Source organism: Martinezella rhizogenes (assembly GCF_007002745.1).
Classification (GTDB): Bacteria; Pseudomonadota; Alphaproteobacteria; order Rhizobiales; family Rhizobiaceae; genus Agrobacterium; species Agrobacterium cucumeris.
The window spans coordinates 323,192-344,024 of record NZ_SGNY01000004.1; the positions used below are offsets into that span (position 1 = coordinate 323,192).

Sequence of the window (20,833 nt, forward strand, 5' to 3'; positions counted from 1 at the left end):
CCCTCAATATGCCTGCCATCCAGCATGAAAGGACGGCGGCCGCTCACGCGGCTAAGCCGACCTTCCTAACACTATCCGGCCGGATGGAACAACGACGGCGGATATTTTTATCGGAGGAAAGGAAGCGGCGGCCGCTTCCCTTCAGTATCACACCTTCACTTCCTGTCCCTCCGGCTCGTCATCCTCACGCGGAATGCGAAACCAGGCGACATAAAGCGCCGGCAGGAAAAGCAGCGTCAGCGCCGTGCCGACCACGATGCCGCCCATCATCGCATAGGCCATCGGCCCCCAGAAAATCTCCCGCGATATGGGAATGAGGGCAAGGGTGGCCGCCGCCGCCGTCAGCATGATCGGCCGCATGCGGTGCTCGGTCGCCTCGACTACCGCGCGCCAAGCCGAGACGCCCTCGCTTCTCAGATGCTCGATCTGGACGACGAGGATGACGGAGTTGCGGATCAGGATGCCGATCAGCGCCAGCACGCCGAGAATGGCGACGAAGCCCATCGGCGCATTGGAGAGAAGCAACGCCACCACCACGCCAATCAATGCGGTCGGCGCCACGGCGAAGACCAGGAACAGCCGGCTGAAGCTTTGCAGCTGCAGCATCAGGATGGTCGCCATCGCAAACAGCATCAGCGGTACCACGGCAATGATCGGCGCTTGCGAATCCGCACTCGATTCCACCGAACCACCCGTTTCCAGCTTGTAGCCGACGGGAAGTGTTTTCTGGAACGCCTCGATCTTCGGCTTCAACTGCTCGACGATCGTTGCGGGCTGCGTCGGGCCGATAATGGCAGCCTTGACCGTGATCGTCGGGATCCTGTCGCGGCGCCAGATGGTCGGCTGTTCCAGCTCGTAGCGGAAATTGGCGATGGCCGACAGCGGCACGGCCTTGCCGTTGGTCGCCGGCAATTGCAGGTTCTGCAATGTCTCGATGGAGCCGCGCTCCGACATCTGCGCCCGCGCCACCACATTGACGAGATAGATATCGTCCCTGACCTGCGTGACCGTAGACCCTTCGACAATACTGTTCATGGCATTGGCGATGTCTTCCGACGAGACGCCAAGCTGGCGGGCCTTGTCCTGCAGAACGTCAACCTTGACCACACGCGTCGGCTCGTTCCAGTCCATGACCATGTTGGACAGCAGCTGATGTTCGCCGACGATACCCGACAATTGTTGTCCAAGCTCACGGACCTTCTGGATATCGGGACCGCTCAGGCGATATTGTACCGGTTTCCCGACAGGCGGGCCGATATCAAGCAATTTCACGAAGGCATCGGTGCCGGTGAAGGTCCGGTTCAGGTAATCCTGCAACTCGGCACGCACCTTGTCACGCACATCGAGCCCCTTGGTGACGATGACCGTCTGGCCGAAAGTCACATCAGGCGTCTGCACATCGAAAGACAGGATGAAACGTGGCGCGCCTTCGCCGACATAGGTCGTCCAGTGATCGATATCCGTATTCTTGGCCAGCATCTCCTGTTCGAACTGCGCCATCTGCCGGTTGGTTTCGGCAATCGAACTGTTCTGCGGCAGGTTCCAGTCGACAATCAGTTCCACGCGGTCGGATGACGGGAAGAACTGCTGCTGAACGAGGCTCATGCCTCCGACGGAAAGACCGAACAGCGCAATGGTCAAGATGATCGTCACCCAGCGCCAGCGCAGCGCCCGGCCAAGAAGCCAGGAAAAGCCGGAGGCGAAACGGCCCTTCTTTTCATGGTGCGATTTCATCGTCTTTGGCAGGATCGTCACGCCGAGCAGCGGCGTGAACAGGACCGCGACGATCCACGACACGATCAGCGAAACCGCAATCACCACGAAGAGCGTAAAGGTGAACTCACCCGCCGCGCTGTTGTTGAGACCGACGGGAATGAAGCCGGCGACGGTGACCAGCGTGCCCGTCAGCATGGGGAAGGCAGTCGAGGTGTAAACATAGGTCGCCGCCTTTCTGAGATCATCGCCGACCTCCAGACGCGCGACCATCATCTCGACGGCAATCATCGCGTCATCGACAAGCAGCCCAAGCGCAATGATGAGGGCGCCAAGCGAGATGCGTTGCAGCGAAATGCCGGTATATTCCATGTAAACGAAGGTGATCGCCAGCACGAGCGGGATGGAGACGGCAACCACCATGCCCGCCCTGAGGCCAAGGCTGATGAAGCTGATGACGAGAACGATGGCGATCGCTTCGAAGAGCGCCGAAGTAAAGCCCGATACCGCCTCGTCAACCACGGCCGGCTGATCGGATACCCGGTGCAGATCGACGCCGATTGGCAGGTCCGCGACGATGCGCTTCATCTGCGCATCCAGCGCCTCGCCGAAATGCACGAGGTTCGCACCGGTTTTCATGCCTATGGCAAGACCGATGGCCGGCTGGCCGTTAAAGCGGAACAGCGAAGATGGCGGATCGACATAACCGCGCCGGATCGTCGCCACTTCCGTCAGCGGGAAGAACCGGTTGTTGACGCGCAGGTTGATGGACCGCAGGCTGTCTTCCGAGGTGAACTGGCCGCTGACCCGCAACGCCACACGCTCAGGTCCGGCATTAACGAAACCAGACTGGGTAACGGCATTCTGGGACTGCAGCGTCTTGATGATCGACTGCTGATCGATGCCGAGCGCCGCGATCTGCCGGGTGGAAAATTCCAGATAGATTGCCTCGTCCTGCGCGCCGATGACATCGACCTTGCCGATATTGTCGACGGTCAGAACTTTTGCGCGGGCATCTTCCACCAGATCGCGCAATTGCCGCTGGCTGAGGCCATCGCTGGTGAAAGCGTAGATATTACCATAGACATCGCCGAAACGGTCGTTGAAGAAAGGACCGACGACGCCCGAGGGGAACTCGCCCTTGATATCGCCGATCATGTTGCGCACCCGCACCCATGTCGGTTCAACGTTCCTGGCCTTGGTTTCCGGCACCAGCTCCACGAAGATCGTGGTGCGGCCGGCCACCGTCTGGCTGCGCAGATGGTCGAGATTGTCGAGTTCCTCGAGTTTCTTCTCGATCCTGTCGGTCACCTGCCGGGCCACGTCTTCTGCCGAGGCACCGGGCCATTGCGCACTGATCACCATCGTCTTGATGGTGAAGTTCGGATCTTCCTCACGGCCAAGGTTGAGATAGGAGAAAACGCCGGCGAGAACGAACACCACCATGAAGTACCAGACGAGCGAACGGTGTTCGAGCGCCCAGTCGGAAAGATTGAATTTCTTCACTGACGGACCTCCTGATCGATCCTGATGGCTTGTCCATCCTTAAGCTTGTGAACGCCGGCGCTGGCAACACGCTCGCCGGGCTTGACGCCGCCGGTAATGCGCACGCTGCCGCCGTCAACCGGCTCGCCCGCTATCGTAACCGGGCGCAGCGTCACCGTTGCCGTATCGGCATTGACGATCCAGACGCCCCATCCATTGTCGGTTTTCAGCAGGGCTGATGCGGGAAGCGCAATCTGCGGTTCGGATGCGGCAAGCGCCGAGGCCGTGACGACGGAGCCCAGCCGGAAGGCCGCGGGCGCATCCTGCAGGCTGATCTTCGTGCGGCGCGTGCGCGTCGCCGTTTCGGCCTCGGGAGCAATCTCGCGCACCACACCCGTGGTGCGGATTTTCGGATCGAGCTGCAGGGCGATATCGAAGGTCGAGCCGATCTCCAGCCACTGCGCCGCAAATTGCGGAACATCCACCACCACATCACGCACTTCCGGGCGGGCGATCGTCACGACCGTCTGACCGGCCGAAACGACCTGGCCGATTTCGCCCGATGTGGCGGTGACCACGCCGTCAAATTCCGCACGCAGCTGCGCATAACCCAGCTGCTCTTCGGCCTTGTCCAGATTGGCGCGGGCCTTGGCGACGGAAGCATTGGCGGTGCGGGTGGCCTGCTCGGCCTCTTCCAGTGCCGCTTCCGTGCCGCTGCGGGCTTCCGCCAGCACGCGCTGGCGCTGCTCGGTCGTCACTGCATTGGCCAGCTGCGCTTCCGCATTGGAGAGGTCGGATTGCGCGCTCTTCACCGCAAGCTCAAGCGCGAGCGGATCGATTGACGCCACCACGTCGCCCTTCTTCACCAGATCGGCCACATCGACATTGCGGGCGATAATGCGCCCGAGCACACGAAAACCGAGATCGGTCTGAATGCGCGATTCCACCGTGCCGGTGAGCCGCAGCGCATCGGGCGACTTCTCCTCCACCACAACGGAGAGTACCGGGCGCGGTGCCTCCGCGGCGGCTTCCTGCTTTTCCTGGCAGGACGAGACCGCGATTGCCGCAACGAGCAAAAACAAGCTTCTGTTTATCCTGAACATTATTGTGCCTGCCCCTTTTCATAGGCGACCTTTTCACCGGCCCGCAGAAATTTAGTCCCGACGGTGACGACGATATCGCCGGGGTTGAGCCCATCCGCGACGACGAATTGGCCGGTCTCGTAGTCGGCGATGGCGATCCGGCGCATGGCGATTTCCGATGATTGCGGATCGACAACCCAGACGGCGGGAAGGCCGTTCTGCGATGTCATCGCCGACCATGGAAGCTCGATGGCATCGACTTGTTTGAAGCGGAAATGGCCGGATACGGGCGCGCCGAGTGGCATGGTCAGATCGCCGTTGAGGCCAACCTTGACCCTGATCGTCCCATTGTCCGGATCGATCGTCGGTGAAATCTCCCGCACCGGTGCCGCAACCGTGCGGGACGGATCCGACAGGAGGCTGACATTGACGAGATTGTCGATATCGCGCTCGAGGAACAGCGATTCGTAGACATCGAAAACCGCATCGCGCGGCCCGTCATGCGCCAGCGTGAAAACAAGTTGCGCAGCCTGCGCCACCTGGCCAACCTCGACATTACGTGCCGTGATCACTCCGTCAGCATCGGCCCTGAGTTCGGTATAGGAAAGCGCATCGCGGGCCGTATCGAGCTGCGCCTGCGCCGATCTCACCGCGCCCTGCGTGGTGAGCAAGGTTTCCTGGGCCTTGTCGACCGCTGAACGCGAAGTGACCTGTGTCTTGAACAGGCTCTGCTGGCGGTCGAACGTCAGTTGCGCCTGCGTCTGCTGCGCTTCGGCCGATTGCAGGTTGGCGAGCGCGACATCGATGTCGGCCTTCTGCTCTTCGGGATCGATGCGGGCGAGCAGTTGCCCGGTCGTCACCCGCGCGCCCACATCCACAAGCCGCTCGGTGATCTTGCCGCTGACCCGGAAGGACAGGTCCGTCTGAACCCTCGCCCTCACTTCGCCGGTGATAACGCTGCCGCGATCTACCGGCTTTTTCACCGCCGTGACCACGTCGACGGTCCGCAGTGGCTTTTCGGCCGGCGGCTCTTCATTGCTGCAGGACGACAGGGCAAAAACACCGCCAACCGCAAGCGCGATAAGAATGGTTTTCATGGTGACCTCTTGATCTTCGCCCCATCCTATAATATTTGACTGACTGAATAGTCAATGAAATTCTTATGCCGCCAATCCGGGAACCGTTCGGGCTTAACGCCGGGCTCCCGGATGATTATCGAAGATTTACCCGGGCGTTCTTGGGAGACACCGGGAATAAGGCTGAAAGAATGAACCACGCACCACCTGCAAAAATCGATTCCGGTTTTTGCGCCGGTGCGATAGGCAGGCCACCAATGACGTCCGCCGCTCACGACGGATAGAAGGGCACGCGCCGAAAATACCTGAGGAGCCGGGGTCATGACGAAAACAAAACTGACACGTGCAGAACAGAAGATACAACGTCCGTTGCAAATTCTCGATGCCGCATTTGAGGAATTCACCAAAAGGGGATTTACGGCGACGCGGGTCGAGGACATTGCCGACCGGGTGGGGGTGACGAAGGGGACGGTCTATGTCTATTTCGAAACCAAGGAAGCCCTGTTTGCCGCGATGATTGAGCATGTCGGCCGGCCTTTTCAGGAGGCTTTCAAAGCCTATGCCCGTACCTCCGACGACCCCGTCGACGAGCTTCACCTGCTGCTCGAATTCCTGTTCGAAACCCTTGTCGATGACAGGCGAATGCGGGAACTGTTCCGCTTCGTCGTTGCGGAGGGCGCGAAGTTTCCTGATCTCATCGACCACCACCATGATGTTCTGATGGCGCCAGTGTTGGGACGCATCAATATGATCCTCGATGAGGGCGTGGCGAAAGAGAGGTTCAGGGCCAATCCGCCCGAACTCGCCAAGGTCGTCATGTCACCCATGGTCGGCACCTTGGTGTTCCGGCTGATTTTCGATGATCGGCGCAGTCTGGACAGGCAGGCCGTTCTGAAAGTTCATCTCGACCTGCTTATGCGCGGACTGCTGGCATAACCCCCGGCAGCCTGCTTTCAGCTAATGCCACCAATGCAGACATATTTGAGTTCGGTATATTCCTCGATACCGTGGTGAGACCCTTCCCGTCCGAGCCCCGACATCTTGACCCCGCCGAACGGCGCTTCCGCAGTGGAAATCGCCCCCGTATTGACGCCGACCATGCCGTATTCCAGCGCCTCGGCAACCCGGAAGACGCGCGAGAGATCACGCGCATAAAAATAGGAGGCAAGGCCGAAATCGGTATTGTTGGCCTGCGCGATCACATCCGCTTCATCCTCGAAACGGAAGAGCGGGGCAAGCGGCCCGAAAGTTTCCTCACGCGCCACCTGCATGCCGGCATCGACATTGCGCAGGATCGTCGGCTCGAAAAAATTGCCGCCGAGCGCGTGTCTTTTGCCGCCTGTGGCGATCTCGGCGCCCTTCGAAAGCGCGTCGGCAATATGTGCTTCCACCTTGGCAACGGCGTTGCCATCGATAAGCGGACCGAGAATGCTTCCCTCCTCCAGCCCGTTGCCGACTTTCAACTGCGAGACGGCGCGTGCGAATTTTTTAGCGAAGGCCTCATACACGCCGCCCTGCACATAAAGACGGTTGGCGCAGACGCAGGTCTGGCCATTATTGCGGAACTTCGCAAGGATAGCGCCTTCCACGGCGGCATCGAGATCGGCATCGTCAAAAACGATGAAGGGCGCATTGCCGCCAAGCTCCAGCCCCAGTTTCTTGATGGTCGGCGCGCATTGTCTGTAAAGGTATTCTCCCGTGCGGGTAGAGCCTGTGAAGGTCAGAAGACGGATATCCGGGCTTGCCGTCAGCACCCCGCCTATTTCAGCAGCAGGACCGGTCACGATGCTGAAAAGTTCAAGCGGCAGGCCGGCGCGCTCGGCGAGAATGGCAAGTGCTATGGCCGAAAACGGCGTCTGCGGCGCAGGTTTCAATACCACCGCGCAGCCGGCGGCCAGCGCCGGGCCGACTTTACGGGTAATCATGGCATTGGGAAAATTCCACGGCGTGATGGCCGCGACCACGCCGACCGGCTGGCGCAGAACCAGAATGCGCTTGTCCGGCTGATGGCCGGGCACCGTTTCGCCATTGATGCGGCGTGCCTCTTCGGCGAACCATTCGATGAAACTTGCGCCGTAAGCAATTTCGCCTTTGGCCTCAGTAAGCGGCTTTCCCTGTTCCAGCGTCAGGATCATGCCGAGATCGTCGCGGTTTTCCATGATGAGCCGGTGCCACGTCTTGAGAATAGTCGCACGCTCACCGGCGGTGCGGCGCGCCCATGCCTTCTGGGCAATCACGGCGGCAGCGATAGCCTCCTGCGTTTCCGCTGCGCCGAGTTCGGGAACCTGTCCGACCATCTCCCCCGTCGCGGGGTTATGAATGGTCGCGGTTTCGCGGCCATCGCAGCCGATCCAGCGGCCGGCCACAGGCACTTTTTCACCCAGAAGTGTGGGATCATTCAGATGCATGGGCAAATCCCTCAACAGAAAACCTGAGCCGACGCCGGATCGAAGGCGAGATGCACGAGATCGCCCCGGTTAAGACCGGAAATCGCTTCGTGGCCGAAGGGCAGACGGACCGCAAGCGGTTCACCGGAACCGGTATGGGCAACCACGTGGACGTTGTTGCCAAGGAAGGTGATGTCGCTGACCGTTGCCTGAAAACCGGCGGAGGACCCCGGCCGGTTGCGGCTGAGCTGCAGGCGCTCGGGGCGCAGCATCAGCGCCGCCTTCTTGCCCGGCGCGGCCTCGCCATGCATCGGAATATGATCGAAGACGATATCCCGGCCCAGTGAAACCGTTGCCTTGCCACCCGATGCGGCGAGGAGATCACAGGCGATAAAATCACTGTCGCCGATGAATTCGGCCACGAAGCGGGTGGTGGGATGGGCATAAAGCTCCGGCCCCGTGCCGATCTGGTCGATCACCCCTTTCGAAAAAACGGCGATCCGGTCGGAAAGGCGCAAGGCCTCTTCCTGATCGTGGGTGACGTAAAGGATCGTCACTTCCGTCTGCTGGTGGATGCGGCGAATTTCGAACTGGATTTCTTCGCGCAGCTTCTTGTCGAGCGCCGAAAGCGGCTCATCCATCAGAAGTACCGGCGGATCATAGGCAAGTGCGCGCGCCAGCGCCACGCGCTGCTGCTGGCCACCGGACATCTGCGCAGGCTTCCGGTCCTCGAAACCTTCGAGGCGGACAAGCCGCAGCATTTCCTTTACCTTGGCATCGATTTCCGCCTTGCCCTTGCGGCGGACCTTCAGCGGGAAGGCGATGTTCTCCCCGACCGACAGATGCGGAAACAGCGTGTAGCGCTGGAAGACCATGCCTATATTGCGCTTGTGCGACGGGGTGGACAGCAGGCTCTCGCCGTTCAGCAGGATGTCGCCCGCGGTCGGCTGCTCGAAGCCGGCGAGAATATAAAGCGTCGTGCTCTTGCCGGAGCCGGACGGCCCGAGAAATGTCATGAACTCGCCCGGCTGCACGTCGAGATTGACGTCCTGAACGGCGACGACCGGCCCATATTGTTTGCGGATGCCGCGAATTTGCAGGAGCGGTTTGGTCATGTTTTCAGTCCTTTTCGCACAGCCGCGACAAGCAGCATGAGAATGATGGTCACCGCGATGAGAAGCGTTGAGGCGGCGGCGATGACAGGCGTCAGATCCTGACGCAGCGTCGCCCAGATTTTCACCGGCAGCGTCTGCAATGTCGGGCTTGCCATGAAGATCGCCAGCACCACCTCATCCCAGGAGGTGAGGAAGGAAAAGATCGCCGCCGAAAACAGGCCGTGACTGATGGCTGGAAGCGTGATGCGGATTTTCGCCTGTAAAGGAGTTGCACCGCACAGCACCGCCGCATCCTCGATCGATTTGTCGAAACCTTCCAACGCACTGGTCAGCGCCAGAATGGAGAAGGGCAGCGCCACGACGAGATGGGCGATGACGAAACCGGTCGTGGTGCCTGCAAGACCGAATTTCAGGAAAAAGGCGTAAAGCGCCACCGCCAGCACCACGACGGGCAGGATCATCGGCGTCATGAACAGCGCCCGCAAAGTGCCGCGCCCGATGAAACGGCCGCGCACCAGCCCGAAGGAGGCGACAAGACCGATGAGCACGGACAGCACGGTTACCATCAGCGCGATGCGCAGGCTCGTCCAGGCGGCATCCAGCCATCGCGGGTCCGCGAAGAAATCCGCATACCATTTCAGCGTCCAGCCGGGCGGCGGAAAGATCAGCCATTGTGACGAACCGAAGGACAAAGCGGCGATAAAGATGATCGGCAGGATCAGAAATGCCGAGGTCAGCACGGTGATGAGGAGGAGCAGCCATTTCCAGAGGCCGAGGCTGTTATAATTCAAGAGCATGTCAGCGCCCCCCTGCCCCGGCCGCGCCGAAGAATTTGAGCTGCACGGCGTAGAGAGTGAGCGTCACCACCAGAAGCACCAGCGCAGCGGCCCCGCCCATGCCCCAGTTGACGAGCGACTGGACGAATTGCGCGATGAGTTCGGCCAGCATCATGTTTGCCGTGCCGCCAAGGAGCGCGGGGGTGACGAAATAACCGAGCGACATGACGAAGACCATCAGCGCTCCGGAGATCATGCCGGGTGCGGCAAGTGGAATGAGAATACGGGTCAACGCCTGCCAGCGGGTTGCCCCACACAGCGAAGCCGCCTGCAGAATGGCCGGGTCGATCTTGCGAATGACGCCGTAGAGCGGAATGATGATGAAGGGCAGCATGATATAGGTCATGCCGATGGTAACCCCGGTGAGATTGTTGACCAGCGGCAGAGGCTGATCGATGATGCCAAGGCTCATCAGTGTCTTGTTCACCACACCCGTGCGCTGCAACAGCACCATCCAGGCATAGGTGCGCGCCAGAAGATTGGTCCACATCGAGAGCAGCAGGATAGCGAAAACGATGGAGGCAAGCCGCGCCGGCATGATGGCAAGCGCCCAGGCGACGGGAAAACCGATCACCAGCGACACCACCGTTACCAGCGCCGACACCACGAAGGTGTTGAAGAAGATCTTCAGATAGGTGGAGCTGCCCAGCAGTGCCGCATAGTTGCCAAGGCCGAAGACAGGCTCGGTAATGCTGCGCGACAGCAGGATCAGAACCGGCACGACGAAGAACAGGACAAGCAGAACCAGCGCCGGCAGGATGGCGGCAAAATTGCCGGGCCGGAAGGGCATTCGCGCCCTCGCCTTCGTGCTGACTGTTTCATCGGTTAGCGAGACCATGTCCAAACCTCCCCGGACGTGGAAAATCGCGCGGGCGTTTCGCTGCCCGCGCCGTTATCTTATTTCGCCTGCCAAGCGTACCAGCGCTCGCCGATTTCATCGCGGTGCTGTGCCCAGTAGCTCATATCGGCATCGACCTGGCTTGCGGTCTGCTGGTCCGGCAGAGTCTTGGCCGTTTCCGGATCCATCAGCTTGGCGGATTCGATATTAACAGGAGCGTAACCCGTCGCGGTCGCCATATCCGCCTGCGCCTGCGCGGAGGTGGCGAGTGCGATGAACTTCATCGCCGCATCCCTGTTTTTCGTTCCCTTGGGCACGACGAGGGAATCCGCTGCGGTGATGTTCTGTTCCCAGGAGGTCTCCACCTTCACGCCGCTTTTCTCAAGCGCCGTCATGCGGCCGTTCCAGACGCTGCCGAAGGGCGCTTCCGCCGATGCGATCAGCTGCTGCGACTGCGCGCCGCCCGACCACCAGATGATATCGGATTTGATCGTATCGAGTTTCTTGAAAGCGCGATCGAGGTCAAGCGGATAAAGCTTGTCGGCGGCCACACCATCGGCCAGAAGGGCAGCTTCGATCACGCCCGGTGCGGACCACTTGTAGAAGGTGCGCTTGCCGGGAAACTTTGCCGTGTCGAACAGATCGGCCCAGCTCTTGGGGCAGGCGGCCACGGCATCGACATTGCAGCCGATGACGAAGGAGTAATAAAAGCTGCCGACGGAATAATCCGTCACGAAACGCGGATCGAGTTTCGTCTTGTCGATGACGCTGAAATCCAGCTTTTCAAGCAGACCCTTGGGCCCAGCCTGTGCGGCATAGTCGCCTTCGACATCAACCACATCCCATGTCACGCCGTTTGCCTCAACCATGGCCTTCAGCTTACCATAGTCGGTCGGGCCATCCTGAAGCACGTTGATGCCGCTCGACACCATGAATTTTTCGGCCCAGGCCGCCTTCTGGGCGTCCTGCGTGGTTCCTCCCCAGCTGGAAAAGACCAGATCATTCGCCTGTGCGGCTGCACCGAGGGCGAAAAGTGCTGCGCATGTCGTCAATACCAGTTTCGATCTCATGTTCCCTTACTCCGTTTTAGAGCTTGTCGTTGGCATGCACGTCGCGGCCTGTGGCTTTCACACAAGCGGAGAAAAACGCGCCGGCTTCATGATCTTGTTTTCGGCGACTTCGATGAGGTCGCGAATTTTCGGCAGAAACGATAACCAGCGCGGATCGGCCATCAGCTTTGCGCGCCGCTCCTCCCGGTCATCAAGGCTCACAAAAGCCCAGATATGGACAATTTCGTTGATCGGGCCGATCTCGGAAAAGAAGTAACCCACCAGTTCGCCAAGGTGGCTTTTCTGGATTTCGATACCCTCTTCCTCCACGACCTTGAGATAGGCCGGGATGGCGCCGTTCTTCAGCCTGTAGGTGCGGATCTCGTAAAACATCGGCTCACCGCATCACGAAAGGATCGGGGATCGGGTCGTCGGACGTACGCAGCCATATGGTCTTGGTACGCGTGTAATCGAGCGCCGCCGCAAGCCCGCCTTCGCGTCCATCACCCGAGAGGCCAAAGCCACCGAAAGGCGCTATCGGTGAGACCGCGCGATAGGTGTTCACCCAGACGATGCCGGCACGGATCGCCTTCATCAGCCGATGGGCGCGTGTCAGGTTCTGCGTGAAAACGCCGGAGGCGAGGCCGTAGACGGTATCATTGGCGAGCGCGATGGCTTCGGCCTCGGTCTCAAAGGAAACGACCGAAAGAACGGGACCGAAAAATTCCTTTTCCATGGAAGGCGAACGGATGCCATCACAATCAAGAATGGTCGGCAGATAGAAATAGCCGTCACCATCCAGAGGCTTACCACCGGTAACCACTTTCGCACCGGCATCCACGGAAGCGGAAACCAGTGAGACGATGTGCTTGCGCTGGCGCTCCGTCGCCAATGGCCCCACTTCCGTCGCCATATCCAGCGGCGAACCGATGCGGATCGCCTCAGCCTTCGCAGCCAGAATCTGGAGGAAACGGTCCTTGACGCTTCTTTCGATAATCAGCCGCGAGCCGGCGACACAGCTCTGGCCGGTTGCGGCAAAAATGCCCGCCACCTGCGCATTGGCGGCACTCTCAAGATCGGCATCGGCAAAAACGAGGATCGGCGACTTACCGCCGAGTTCCAGCGATGTCGAGGCAAGGTTTTCAGCCGAATTGCGGACAATATGACGCGCCGTTTCCGGCCCGCCGGTAAAGGCGATATGGGCCACTTTCGGATGGGTGGTAAGCGCATTGCCGCAGGAGGCGCCGAAACCGGTAACGATATTAACGACGCCAGCCGGAAAACCGGCCTCATGCACCAGCCGGGCAAATTCCAGCAGCGGTGCCGGCCCATCTTCCGAGGCCTTGACGACGATGGTGCAGCCCGCGGCGAGCGCCGGGCCGATCTTGACGGCGGCGAGAAACAGCTGGCTGTTCCACGGCACGATAGCCGCCACCACGCCAACCGGCTCGCGCCGCAGCCAGACATCCATATCCGGCTTGTCGATCGGCAGATAAGCGCCCTCGATCTTGTCGGCGAGCCCGGCATAATAGCGGTAATAATCCGCGACATAGGCGATCTGCGCGGAGGTTTCGCGGATGATTTTGCCGGTATCGCGGGTTTCCAGCTCGGCCAGCGTTTTTGCATTTTCCGCAACCAGATCGGCCAGCCGGTAAAGCAGCTTGCCGCGCTGCGTCGCCGTCAGCTTCGACCAAGCCACATCCTCATAAAGCGCCCGGTGCGCGGCATTGACGGCGCGGCCGATATCCGCCTCCCGGCTTTCCGGCATTTCGGCCCATGCCGTGCCGGTTGCCGGATCAAGGCTTGAAAAGCTGGCCTCGCCATCCTCGAAACGTCCGTCGATATAGCACTGAAAACGGCGCATCACTTACTCCTTGAAAGCCGGCATGACATCGGAAAGGAAACGCTCCAGTGAGGCTTTCTTCCGCTCGAAGCTCATGCCGGTGTCGATCCAGAAGGAATATTCGTCGTACCCCATGGCCTCATAGGCTTTAAGCCGGGTAATGACTTCATCGGCATCGCCGACGACATTGTTCTTGCGCATGACATCGCCGGAAAGCATGGCGTTTCCAGCAATATCCTCCGGCGCAATGCGTTCGATGAGGCCCTGATGAACCGGCTTCTCGTTTTTGAACCAGGCGAAGAAGTAATTGTAATAAACGCTCATTTCATGCGCCGCCTGGGCGATATCGGCTGCATCGGAACCCACATAGGTGTGGCGCAGCAGCATGATTTTCGGCCGCTGTTTTTCGGGGTTTTTGGCGCACGCATCGTTGAAGCGGCCCATCAGGGTTTCCACCTCGTCATCGCCCTGCCACAGCGGTGTCACCTGCACGTTGCAATCATTGGCGACGGCGAATTCATGCGAATTCGGATCACGCGCCGCCACCCAGATCGGCGGAAAGGGTTGCTGCAAGGGCTTCGGGGCCGACGTGGTGGCCGGAAATTGGAAGAACTCGCCGTCATGGGCATAATCGCCCGCCCAGACGCCTTTAACGGCCGGGATCAGCTCGCGCATGCGCTGGCCGGCACCCCACGCGTCGAGGCCGGGAAGCAGCCGTTCATATTCAAAGGAATAGGCACCGCGGGCAATGCCGATATCAAGGCGACCATCGCAGATGAGATCCGTCATCGCCGCTTCACCCGCCAGTTTGATCGGATGCCAAAAGGGCGCGATGACCGTGCCGGTGCCGAGACGTGCCGTCTTCGTGCGGCGCGCGAGATCGGCAATCGTTACGAAGGGGTTCGGGGCAATGGTAAAATCCATGCCGTGATGTTCGCCGGTCCAGATGGCATGCATGCCGCCGCGATCGGCAATCTCGCAAAGGGTGACGAACTCCTCGTAGAGCGTCTTGTGATCCTGCGAGGCGTCCAGCCGTTCCATGTGGACGAAGAGCGAAAATTTCATGGGTTTGCCCCCTTCATGGAAATGGGATGGACCTTGCCCGCGGTCTCGTTGCCGACATAGACACCGAAATTGCCGATGGAACTTTCCAGCGCGAAACGATTGACGATATCCGCGGTCGCGGCGGAATCGAATTTTGTGGAACCAAGCGCACTCGGTAACAGGAAACGACCCTGTTCCGGCGCGTCGTCACCCTCGGCAAGCGCGTGGTAGACGATATGCTGGCGTCCATCCGCCTTGTTTTCATAAACGGAGTAGAGGAAGCCCGTCCTGACGGAGAGGCCCGTCAACTCCTCAAGGCGCGATGTCAGCGCCGCAACGGGATCACCGCCTGCGACGACGCAGCCGGGCAGCGACAACACGTCATCACCAACGAGATAAATCTCGCCGCGCCGCTCCAGCACCGCGCCAACCGTAATTTCGCCCTCGGCTGCCGCCGAGACCGCCTTGGCGGCCAGCATAGGCGTGAAATAACCGCCACGCGCATAGCCCAGACCGTTCAGGCCGCTATTGTCGAAAGCACCAATGCGCCCAAGTAGGATGACATGGTCGCCCGCCTCGATAACCTCCTGCATCGTGCACTCAAACCAGGCCGCAACCTCAGCGAAGACTGGCGATCCCTGCGGTGCATCCGACCAGGCGGCGGCAGCAAAACGATCCTCCACCGGGCGGGCGAAGGTGTTGGACAGGTCCTTCTGGTTTTCCGACAGAATGTTGACGGCGAAGTTTTTTGCGCCGGTCATCGTCGCGAAATTGCGCGAGGTGCGTGCGAGGCAGATCAACAGCAGCGGCGGATCGAGCGAAACGGATGTGAAGGAATTTGCGGTGAAGCCCACCGGCTTTCCCGCGTCATCCCGCGTGGTCACGATCGTTACGCCCGTCACGAAAGCGCCGAATGCGTCGCGCAAGGCGCGCGGGTCAAGGGTTGCAACAGTCATTGCGGCTCCTCCTCAATAGCCAGCCATTCGGCCATCAGTGCATTGACAGTTTCAGGTGCGGTCAGATTGACCATATGCCGGTGCGCCTCGACGATGCGAGCGTAACCGCGCGGCGTGATTGCCGCCATCTGCTCGGCCATCTGCGGCGTCGAATTCGGATCATCAGAACCAGTCAGGAAAAGCGCGGGGCAAGCGACCGAAGGCCAGCGATCCGCATAGGTCTCATCCCCTCCCGCAAAGGCCGTGTAGGCAACTGCGTAACCTTCCGGGTCGACCATTTCCAGCCAACCGCGTGTCAGTTCGCGCGCATGCTGGCTCTTGGCATCATCGCCGAACCAGCGCAGCAGTGGACCTTCCTTGTCCACTCCCTCGGTGCGAATTGCCGCCGCACGGGCAAGCACCGCTGCCTTTGCCAGCGGATCACGGCGATAGACGCCGTTCAGGTAACCGACGCGCGCAATGCGATCTCCGAAGGTTGCTGCCGCTCCACCGGAAATCAATGCGCCCATGGAATGGCCGGCAACATTGGCGCGTGCAATCCGCATATCGTCAAGAAAACGGCCGAACCAGCCGACAAAATCCGTAAGCGTGCTGCCCGCGGCCAAACGTGCGCTGCCGCCATGGCCCGGCATATCGACCGCGATGACACGGTGCGTCCGGGAAAAAACTTCGATCTGCGGCTCCCATGCTTCAAGCCGCATGCCGACGCCGTGGATGAGGATCAGATACTCACCCGCACCGGCTTCGAAATAAGCCGCCCCGCCCTCGGTCGTCTTGCGAGGGAGCGCGGCAGCACCTGCCTTTGCAACATTGACCCGTGAGGTGGTGGCGGCCTCCTGCATTGGCGTCACCCTCAAACGCCGGCCGGGTTGGCAACATCCTGACCGAGATCCTGCAGATCCTGGTAACGGTCGCCAATGCGGTGGTGGGGCCGGCCGCCAACCGAAGCGCCGAGTGCGACGACGATCTCATCGGCGGCCGGGGCATCAGGAATGGCGGTCTGAATGGTCAGATAATGCGAACGGCGGCCTTCATCATTCTTGTCCATCAGCGGGATCATGATCGGTGCATTGCCCGGACCACGGGTGTTACAGAAGGCCAGGTAAGATTTCGCGCCAACCGCCTGGCGATAATGATTGCCAAACCGCAGCGTGTGGATGAGTGCGGACGCATGCTCGATCTCGCCATCCAGCCCGACGACTGCCGCCTTGCCATAGGCCTCCACAGCTTCGCCCGAGCCGACGGCATCAAGGATCATCTTCGTCAGCAACTCGCCAAGCACGGGCGCACCGGCATGGATTTCCGGCTTCAGGTTTTCGACAAAGCCTTTTCCCGCCCAGGGATTTTTCACGACCGCAATCGCGCTGAACAGCTTCAAGGGCGTAGCGGCAGCCTTGCCTCCCTCAATCAACGTCGTTTCGACCTGCATCAGGGTCTTGCGGATCTGGATGGACATGGGCGTTCTCTCCGTAAATATGATATCTTATGGTATGCCATAATACATTACTGTCAAGGGTCAGATGATTTTCGTTTTCAAAATCGAAAATCATTAATTTTAACAGTATTTTACACCTTAAAATTCCGCGATGCTTCCGTCATAGGCGAGCTCGTACAGACGCGTCATTTCGGCAATTGTGGGCACCCGGGGGTTATTGGCGGGCGTGCCAGACGCAAGGCCCTGACGCACCATTTCCGGCAACAGTTCGAGATAGCGGCTCCTGTCGATGCCGAACTCTTGCGGGGTCGGCACCTTCAGCCGCCTGTTCAGGCCGATGAAGGCCTCCACCAGCTTTGTGCCGGCAATCTGGTCGCTATCCGCCGCGCTGGCACAACCCAGGGCACGGGCGGCGGCGGCATAATGCGGCAAAGCGGAATTCAGCGAAAACTGCGTGACCAGTGGCAGCACCATCGCGTTCGACATGCCATGCGGCACATGGAAAAAAGCACCTACCGGCCGGCTGAGACCATGGATCAGCGCAGTCGATGTGTTGGAGACGGCAAGCCCGGCATGGGTTGCGCCCAGCATCATCGCTTCGCGCGCATACCGGTCATCAGGATTATCAGCCACTTTTTCAAGATTTGCGCCGATCAGCTTCAGCGCGGAAAGCGCCAGCGCTTCGGAATGGGCATTGCCGTTACGGTTGACCAGCGCCTCCAGCGCGTGGGTCAACGCATCGATGCCGGTATCGACGGTGACGCGGTAGGGGCAGGTCAGCGTCAGCTCGTAGTCGATGATGGCCGCGACAGGCAAAGCGGCGGTGCCAAGGATCAGCATTTTTTCGCTTGCCACCGTATCGGTAACGACGGCGGCGCGGGTCACTTCCGATCCGGTGCCGGCGGTGGTGGGGATAGCAATCACCGGCATGACGGCGAAATCCACGATCCGCGGCACCTTCAGGGTGCGCAACTCTTCGCCGCTGGTCGCGACGATGGCGCCTGCCTTTGCGGTATCCATGGCGCTACCGCCACCGAGGGCGACAAGACCGTCATGTCTGCCATCGGAAATGCGCTTCACTAAAGCAGCGATCGATATGTCCGTCGGGTCCTCAACGACCTCGGAGAAAATGGCGCCATTTATGCCTTCGCCTGAAAGCGCCTGCAAAAGCGCATCGGCATGGCCGAGCTTCTGCATCACGGGGTCACAGACGAGCAGAGGACGATTGACGCCGAGCGATTTCAGCATGGCCGGCAATCGGAAACGGCTGCCGCCGCCAATCAACATTTCGCGGGGCATCAGGACACGGTTTATCATTGCAGTTCTCCGCCACTCTCATTCTGCGTTGTTCGGAAAGGCCGAAGGCCAGATGACCTGAAGCGGAATATCGTTATCCCACTCAGGCCGAGACGAGCCTAATGCGCCAGGATTTTCGACAGGAAGGAGCGGGCACGCTCCGTCTTCGGATCGGTGAAGAAACTATCGCCCTCACCGATTTCGACGATTTCGCCGCCATCCATGAAGACGATGCGGTCCGCCACCTTGCGGGCAAAACCCATCTCATGCGTCACCACCATCATCGTCATGCCCTCCTGCGCGAGCGAGACCATGACGTCGAGGACCTCGTTGATCATTTCCGGATCGAGCGCCGATGTCGGCTCATCGAACAGCATGGCGACCGGGTCCATCGCCAGCGCACGGGCAATGGCGACGCGCTGTTGCTGACCGCCCGACAACTGCCCGGGATATTTCCTGGCATGCGCCGTCAACCCCACCCGTTCGAGAAGGGCATTGGCCTTGGCAAGCGCTTCCGCCGGTGAACGGCCCAGAACCTTCTCCTGCCCGATGCAGAGATTTTCAAGGATCGTCATATGCGGGAAAAGTTCGAAATGCTGAAACACCATGCCCACCCTGGAGCGCAGTTTCGGCATATCGGTCTTAGGATCTGTCACCTCCACACCGTTGACCGTGATGACGCCGTTGCCAATCGTCTCCAGCGCATTGACGCATTTGATCAGGGTCGATTTTCCGGAACCGGAAGGCCCGCAGATCACGACGACTTCCCCCTTGGCGACATTCAGGCTGCAATTGGTCAGAACCTGAAAATTCGGGCCGTACCATTTGTTGACGGACTGTAGTTCGATCATGCTGATTGCTTGCGACATAGGACCGCTCCTTAATGCACGTCAGTCGACATGGGGCCATAGGCCTTGCCGAACCGCTTTTCGATCCGGCGCTGGATCAGTTCCCAGGCGGTCGTCATGGCGAGGTAATAAAGGGCTGCGACCATAAAGAGTTCGAGAACCAGGAACTTTTCCTGAATGAGCACCTGCGTGCGGCGCAGAAGCTCTTCCATGGAAATAATCGAGGCGATCGACGTTGTCTTGAGCACGCCGTTGACGGAATTGCCGAGCGGCGGAATGATGATGCGGAAGGCCTGCGGCGCAACGATGTACCGCATCACCTGCGCCTCGGTCATGCCGATGGCGCGAGCCGCATTGATCTGGCCTTTTGGAACCGCGGCAATGCCCGCCCGGACGATTTCCGACAGATAGGCCGCTTCACAGAGCGACAGGCCGATCAGCGTTGATTGCAGAACCGTCAGCTTGATGCCGATCTGCGGCAGACCGGTATAGATGATGATGAGCTGCACCAGAAGCGGCGTGCCGCGAAAGATCCAGGTGTAGAAATAGGCCGGCCCGGACAGGAACCGGTATTTCGACATGCGCATCACCGCAATAACGAAGCCTAGCGCCAGACCCGCTGTCATGGCGAAAACAGTGAGGCCGAGCGTCACCAGCGCGCCCTCGAACAGATAATAATTCGTCAGATATTCGAAGAAACCTTCCCAGTTCCAACCCTTCACGTCTTTCTCCAATTCATGCGGGAACGGTCGCGGCGAGAGCTTTCCCGCCGCGATGACTGTTCAGATGGATGGAATTCAGCCTTCCGGGCCGAGAACGGCGAGATCGCCCGGCGCGATGCTGACGCCATACCCGCCCATCAGCTTCTCGAGCGCACCATCGGCCTTCATCTCCTTCAGAGCGGCAGAGACGGCGTCGGCGACGTCCTTGTTACCGAAGGAAAGTGAACCGGGTGTGGGATACATGCCGGAAAGCGCATGGGTGAATTCGCCACGATCCTGATATTGCTTGGCAACCGGATCGATCGATACCGCTGCCTGCACCTGGCCGGCGCGCAACGCCTGATAAACCGTCGCATAATTGTCGAAGAGGTTGATCGTCATCGGCGCCAGACCGCGCTTCTTGAAGTCTTCGTTCAGTTCCTTGATCTTGCGCTCGGCATAACCGCCAATATCGGTGCTGACGGCCTTGCCGGCGAGATCATCGACCTTGGTGATGGGATCGGACGCGCCGACCGCCGTGGAAATGCTGATGGCCAGGTTTTCATAGGGGATCATGAACAGGATCTTGCGTCGCTCTGCCGTTACGAACAGGCCCGCATTGATCATGTCCCAGCGGCCACCCTGCAGGCCTGGCACCATGGTCGCATATTCGGTGCTGATATATTCCGGCTTCAGGCACAGACGCTTGGCGATTTCATAACCCAGCTCAATGCGCAGCCCTTTAAGGACACCCTGCTGATCGGCATAGGCCATGGGCGGCAGGGTCGGGCTGGTGGCCATGACGAGATGACCGGGCTTGATGAGATGATCGTCGGATATTTTCGGTGTGCAGTCCTGAGCAACAGCAGCACCGGCAAAAAGAGTGATGGCAACGCCCGCCAGAAAGGTTTTGGCGCGCACGGCTGTGCATTTCCGGGAAATCGGATTCCAGTTCATATTAAGCTCCGCTCTTTATATTATTTATTATGGCATACCATCACACCAAACAGTTTACCCTGTCAAGAAGCGGTCGAGGATTTTTCTAAATTACTGAAAGACAACGATAAACATAATAATCGCAACCTTGCGGCTCCCGGCAGGGTAACCACAAGGGCGGGATAATCGGAGC

19 protein-coding genes are annotated in these 20,833 nt (G+C 59.8%); 1 reads left to right on the plus strand and 18 read right to left on the minus strand.

Going from position 1 to position 20,833, the window contains the following annotated elements; genetic code table 11:
* Window positions 1-147 precede the first annotated feature (147 nt).
* From EXN68_RS14720 to EXN68_RS14730, 3 genes are read right to left on the minus strand one after another with little or no spacing between them, the layout of a single operon-like run.
* The gene (locus EXN68_RS14720; protein ID WP_142841592.1) at window positions 148-3,219 is read right to left on the minus strand and encodes an efflux RND transporter permease subunit; all 3,072 of its coding nucleotides are present in this window, start codon (window positions 3,217-3,219) and stop codon (window positions 148-150) included.
* Window positions 3,216-4,301, minus strand: coding sequence for an efflux RND transporter periplasmic adaptor subunit (locus EXN68_RS14725; RefSeq protein ID WP_142841593.1), 1,086 nt, complete (start codon window positions 4,299-4,301; stop codon window positions 3,216-3,218). Before EXN68_RS14725 ends, EXN68_RS14720 begins: the two co-directional genes overlap by 4 nt.
* Window positions 4,301-5,377, minus strand: a complete 1,077-nt coding sequence (locus tag EXN68_RS14730; protein WP_142841594.1) for an efflux RND transporter periplasmic adaptor subunit — start codon at window positions 5,375-5,377, stop codon at window positions 4,301-4,303. The genes EXN68_RS14725 and EXN68_RS14730 overlap by 1 nt, the downstream gene beginning before the upstream one ends.
* 300 nt (window positions 5,378-5,677) lie before the next feature.
* Between EXN68_RS14730 and EXN68_RS14735 the strand changes: the two genes are divergently transcribed.
* Window positions 5,678-6,292 (plus strand): TetR/AcrR family transcriptional regulator, encoded by a 615-nt coding sequence (locus tag EXN68_RS14735; RefSeq protein WP_142841595.1) that lies wholly within the window; start codon window positions 5,678-5,680, stop codon window positions 6,290-6,292.
* A 17-nt stretch (window positions 6,293-6,309) separates the two neighbouring features.
* On the opposite strand, the gene EXN68_RS14740 is transcribed toward EXN68_RS14735, so the two are convergent.
* The 15 genes from EXN68_RS14740 to EXN68_RS14810 form a co-directional block, all read right to left on the minus strand.
* Entirely contained in the window at window positions 6,310-7,764 is a 1,455-nt protein-coding gene (locus EXN68_RS14740; protein WP_142841596.1) for an NAD-dependent succinate-semialdehyde dehydrogenase, read from the minus strand.
* Between the two features lie 11 nt (window positions 7,765-7,775).
* Entirely contained in the window at window positions 7,776-8,858 is a 1,083-nt protein-coding gene (locus tag EXN68_RS14745; RefSeq protein WP_142841597.1) for an ABC transporter ATP-binding protein, read from the minus strand.
* Window positions 8,855-9,655, minus strand: a complete 801-nt coding sequence (locus tag EXN68_RS14750) for an ABC transporter permease (RefSeq protein WP_142841598.1) — start codon at window positions 9,653-9,655, stop codon at window positions 8,855-8,857. The genes EXN68_RS14745 and EXN68_RS14750 overlap by 4 nt, the downstream gene beginning before the upstream one ends.
* 1 nt (window position 9,656) lies before the next feature.
* The gene (locus tag EXN68_RS14755; RefSeq protein WP_237681418.1) at window positions 9,657-10,484 is read right to left on the minus strand and encodes an ABC transporter permease; all 828 of its coding nucleotides are present in this window, start codon (window positions 10,482-10,484) and stop codon (window positions 9,657-9,659) included.
* Window positions 10,485-10,591: 107 nt separating this feature from the next.
* Window positions 10,592-11,602 carry an ABC transporter substrate-binding protein gene (locus EXN68_RS14760; RefSeq protein WP_142841600.1) on the minus strand — a complete coding sequence of 337 codons (1,011 nt, stop codon included), beginning with the start codon at window positions 11,600-11,602 and terminating at the stop codon, window positions 10,592-10,594.
* A 57-nt stretch (window positions 11,603-11,659) separates the two neighbouring features.
* Window positions 11,660-11,974, minus strand: a complete 315-nt coding sequence (locus EXN68_RS14765; protein ID WP_142841601.1) for an NIPSNAP family protein — start codon at window positions 11,972-11,974, stop codon at window positions 11,660-11,662.
* A gap of 4 nt (window positions 11,975-11,978) precedes the next feature.
* Window positions 11,979-13,445: an aldehyde dehydrogenase gene (locus tag EXN68_RS14770; RefSeq protein ID WP_142841602.1), complete on the minus strand. Its 1,467-nt coding sequence runs from the start codon at window positions 13,443-13,445 to the stop codon at window positions 11,979-11,981.
* 3 nt (window positions 13,446-13,448) lie between these two features.
* Window positions 13,449-14,489, minus strand: coding sequence for an LLM class flavin-dependent oxidoreductase (locus EXN68_RS14775; protein WP_142841603.1), 1,041 nt, complete (start codon window positions 14,487-14,489; stop codon window positions 13,449-13,451).
* Complete coding sequence (locus EXN68_RS14780) at window positions 14,486-15,424, minus strand: flavin reductase family protein (protein WP_142841604.1); 939 nt, start codon at window positions 15,422-15,424, stop codon at window positions 14,486-14,488. Before EXN68_RS14780 ends, EXN68_RS14775 begins: the two co-directional genes overlap by 4 nt.
* The gene (locus EXN68_RS14785) at window positions 15,421-16,266 is read right to left on the minus strand and encodes an alpha/beta fold hydrolase (RefSeq protein ID WP_142841605.1); all 846 of its coding nucleotides are present in this window, start codon (window positions 16,264-16,266) and stop codon (window positions 15,421-15,423) included. Before EXN68_RS14785 ends, EXN68_RS14780 begins: the two co-directional genes overlap by 4 nt.
* An 11-nt stretch (window positions 16,267-16,277) precedes the next feature.
* A complete protein-coding gene (locus EXN68_RS14790) occupies window positions 16,278-16,880 on the minus strand; it encodes an amino acid synthesis family protein (protein ID WP_142841606.1) in 603 nt (200 codons plus the stop codon).
* A 117-nt stretch (window positions 16,881-16,997) separates the two neighbouring features.
* Complete coding sequence (locus tag EXN68_RS14795) at window positions 16,998-18,176, minus strand: iron-containing alcohol dehydrogenase (RefSeq protein WP_142841607.1); 1,179 nt, start codon at window positions 18,174-18,176, stop codon at window positions 16,998-17,000.
* Window positions 18,177-18,274: 98 nt separating this feature from the next.
* Entirely contained in the window at window positions 18,275-19,006 is a 732-nt protein-coding gene (locus EXN68_RS14800) for an amino acid ABC transporter ATP-binding protein (protein ID WP_110758157.1), read from the minus strand.
* A gap of 29 nt (window positions 19,007-19,035) precedes the next feature.
* Window positions 19,036-19,725 carry an amino acid ABC transporter permease gene (locus EXN68_RS14805; protein WP_046799979.1) on the minus strand — a complete coding sequence of 230 codons (690 nt, stop codon included), beginning with the start codon at window positions 19,723-19,725 and terminating at the stop codon, window positions 19,036-19,038.
* A 75-nt stretch (window positions 19,726-19,800) separates the two neighbouring features.
* A complete protein-coding gene (locus EXN68_RS14810; protein WP_065117328.1) occupies window positions 19,801-20,661 on the minus strand; it encodes a transporter substrate-binding domain-containing protein in 861 nt (286 codons plus the stop codon).
* Window positions 20,662-20,833: the final 172 nt, after the last annotated feature.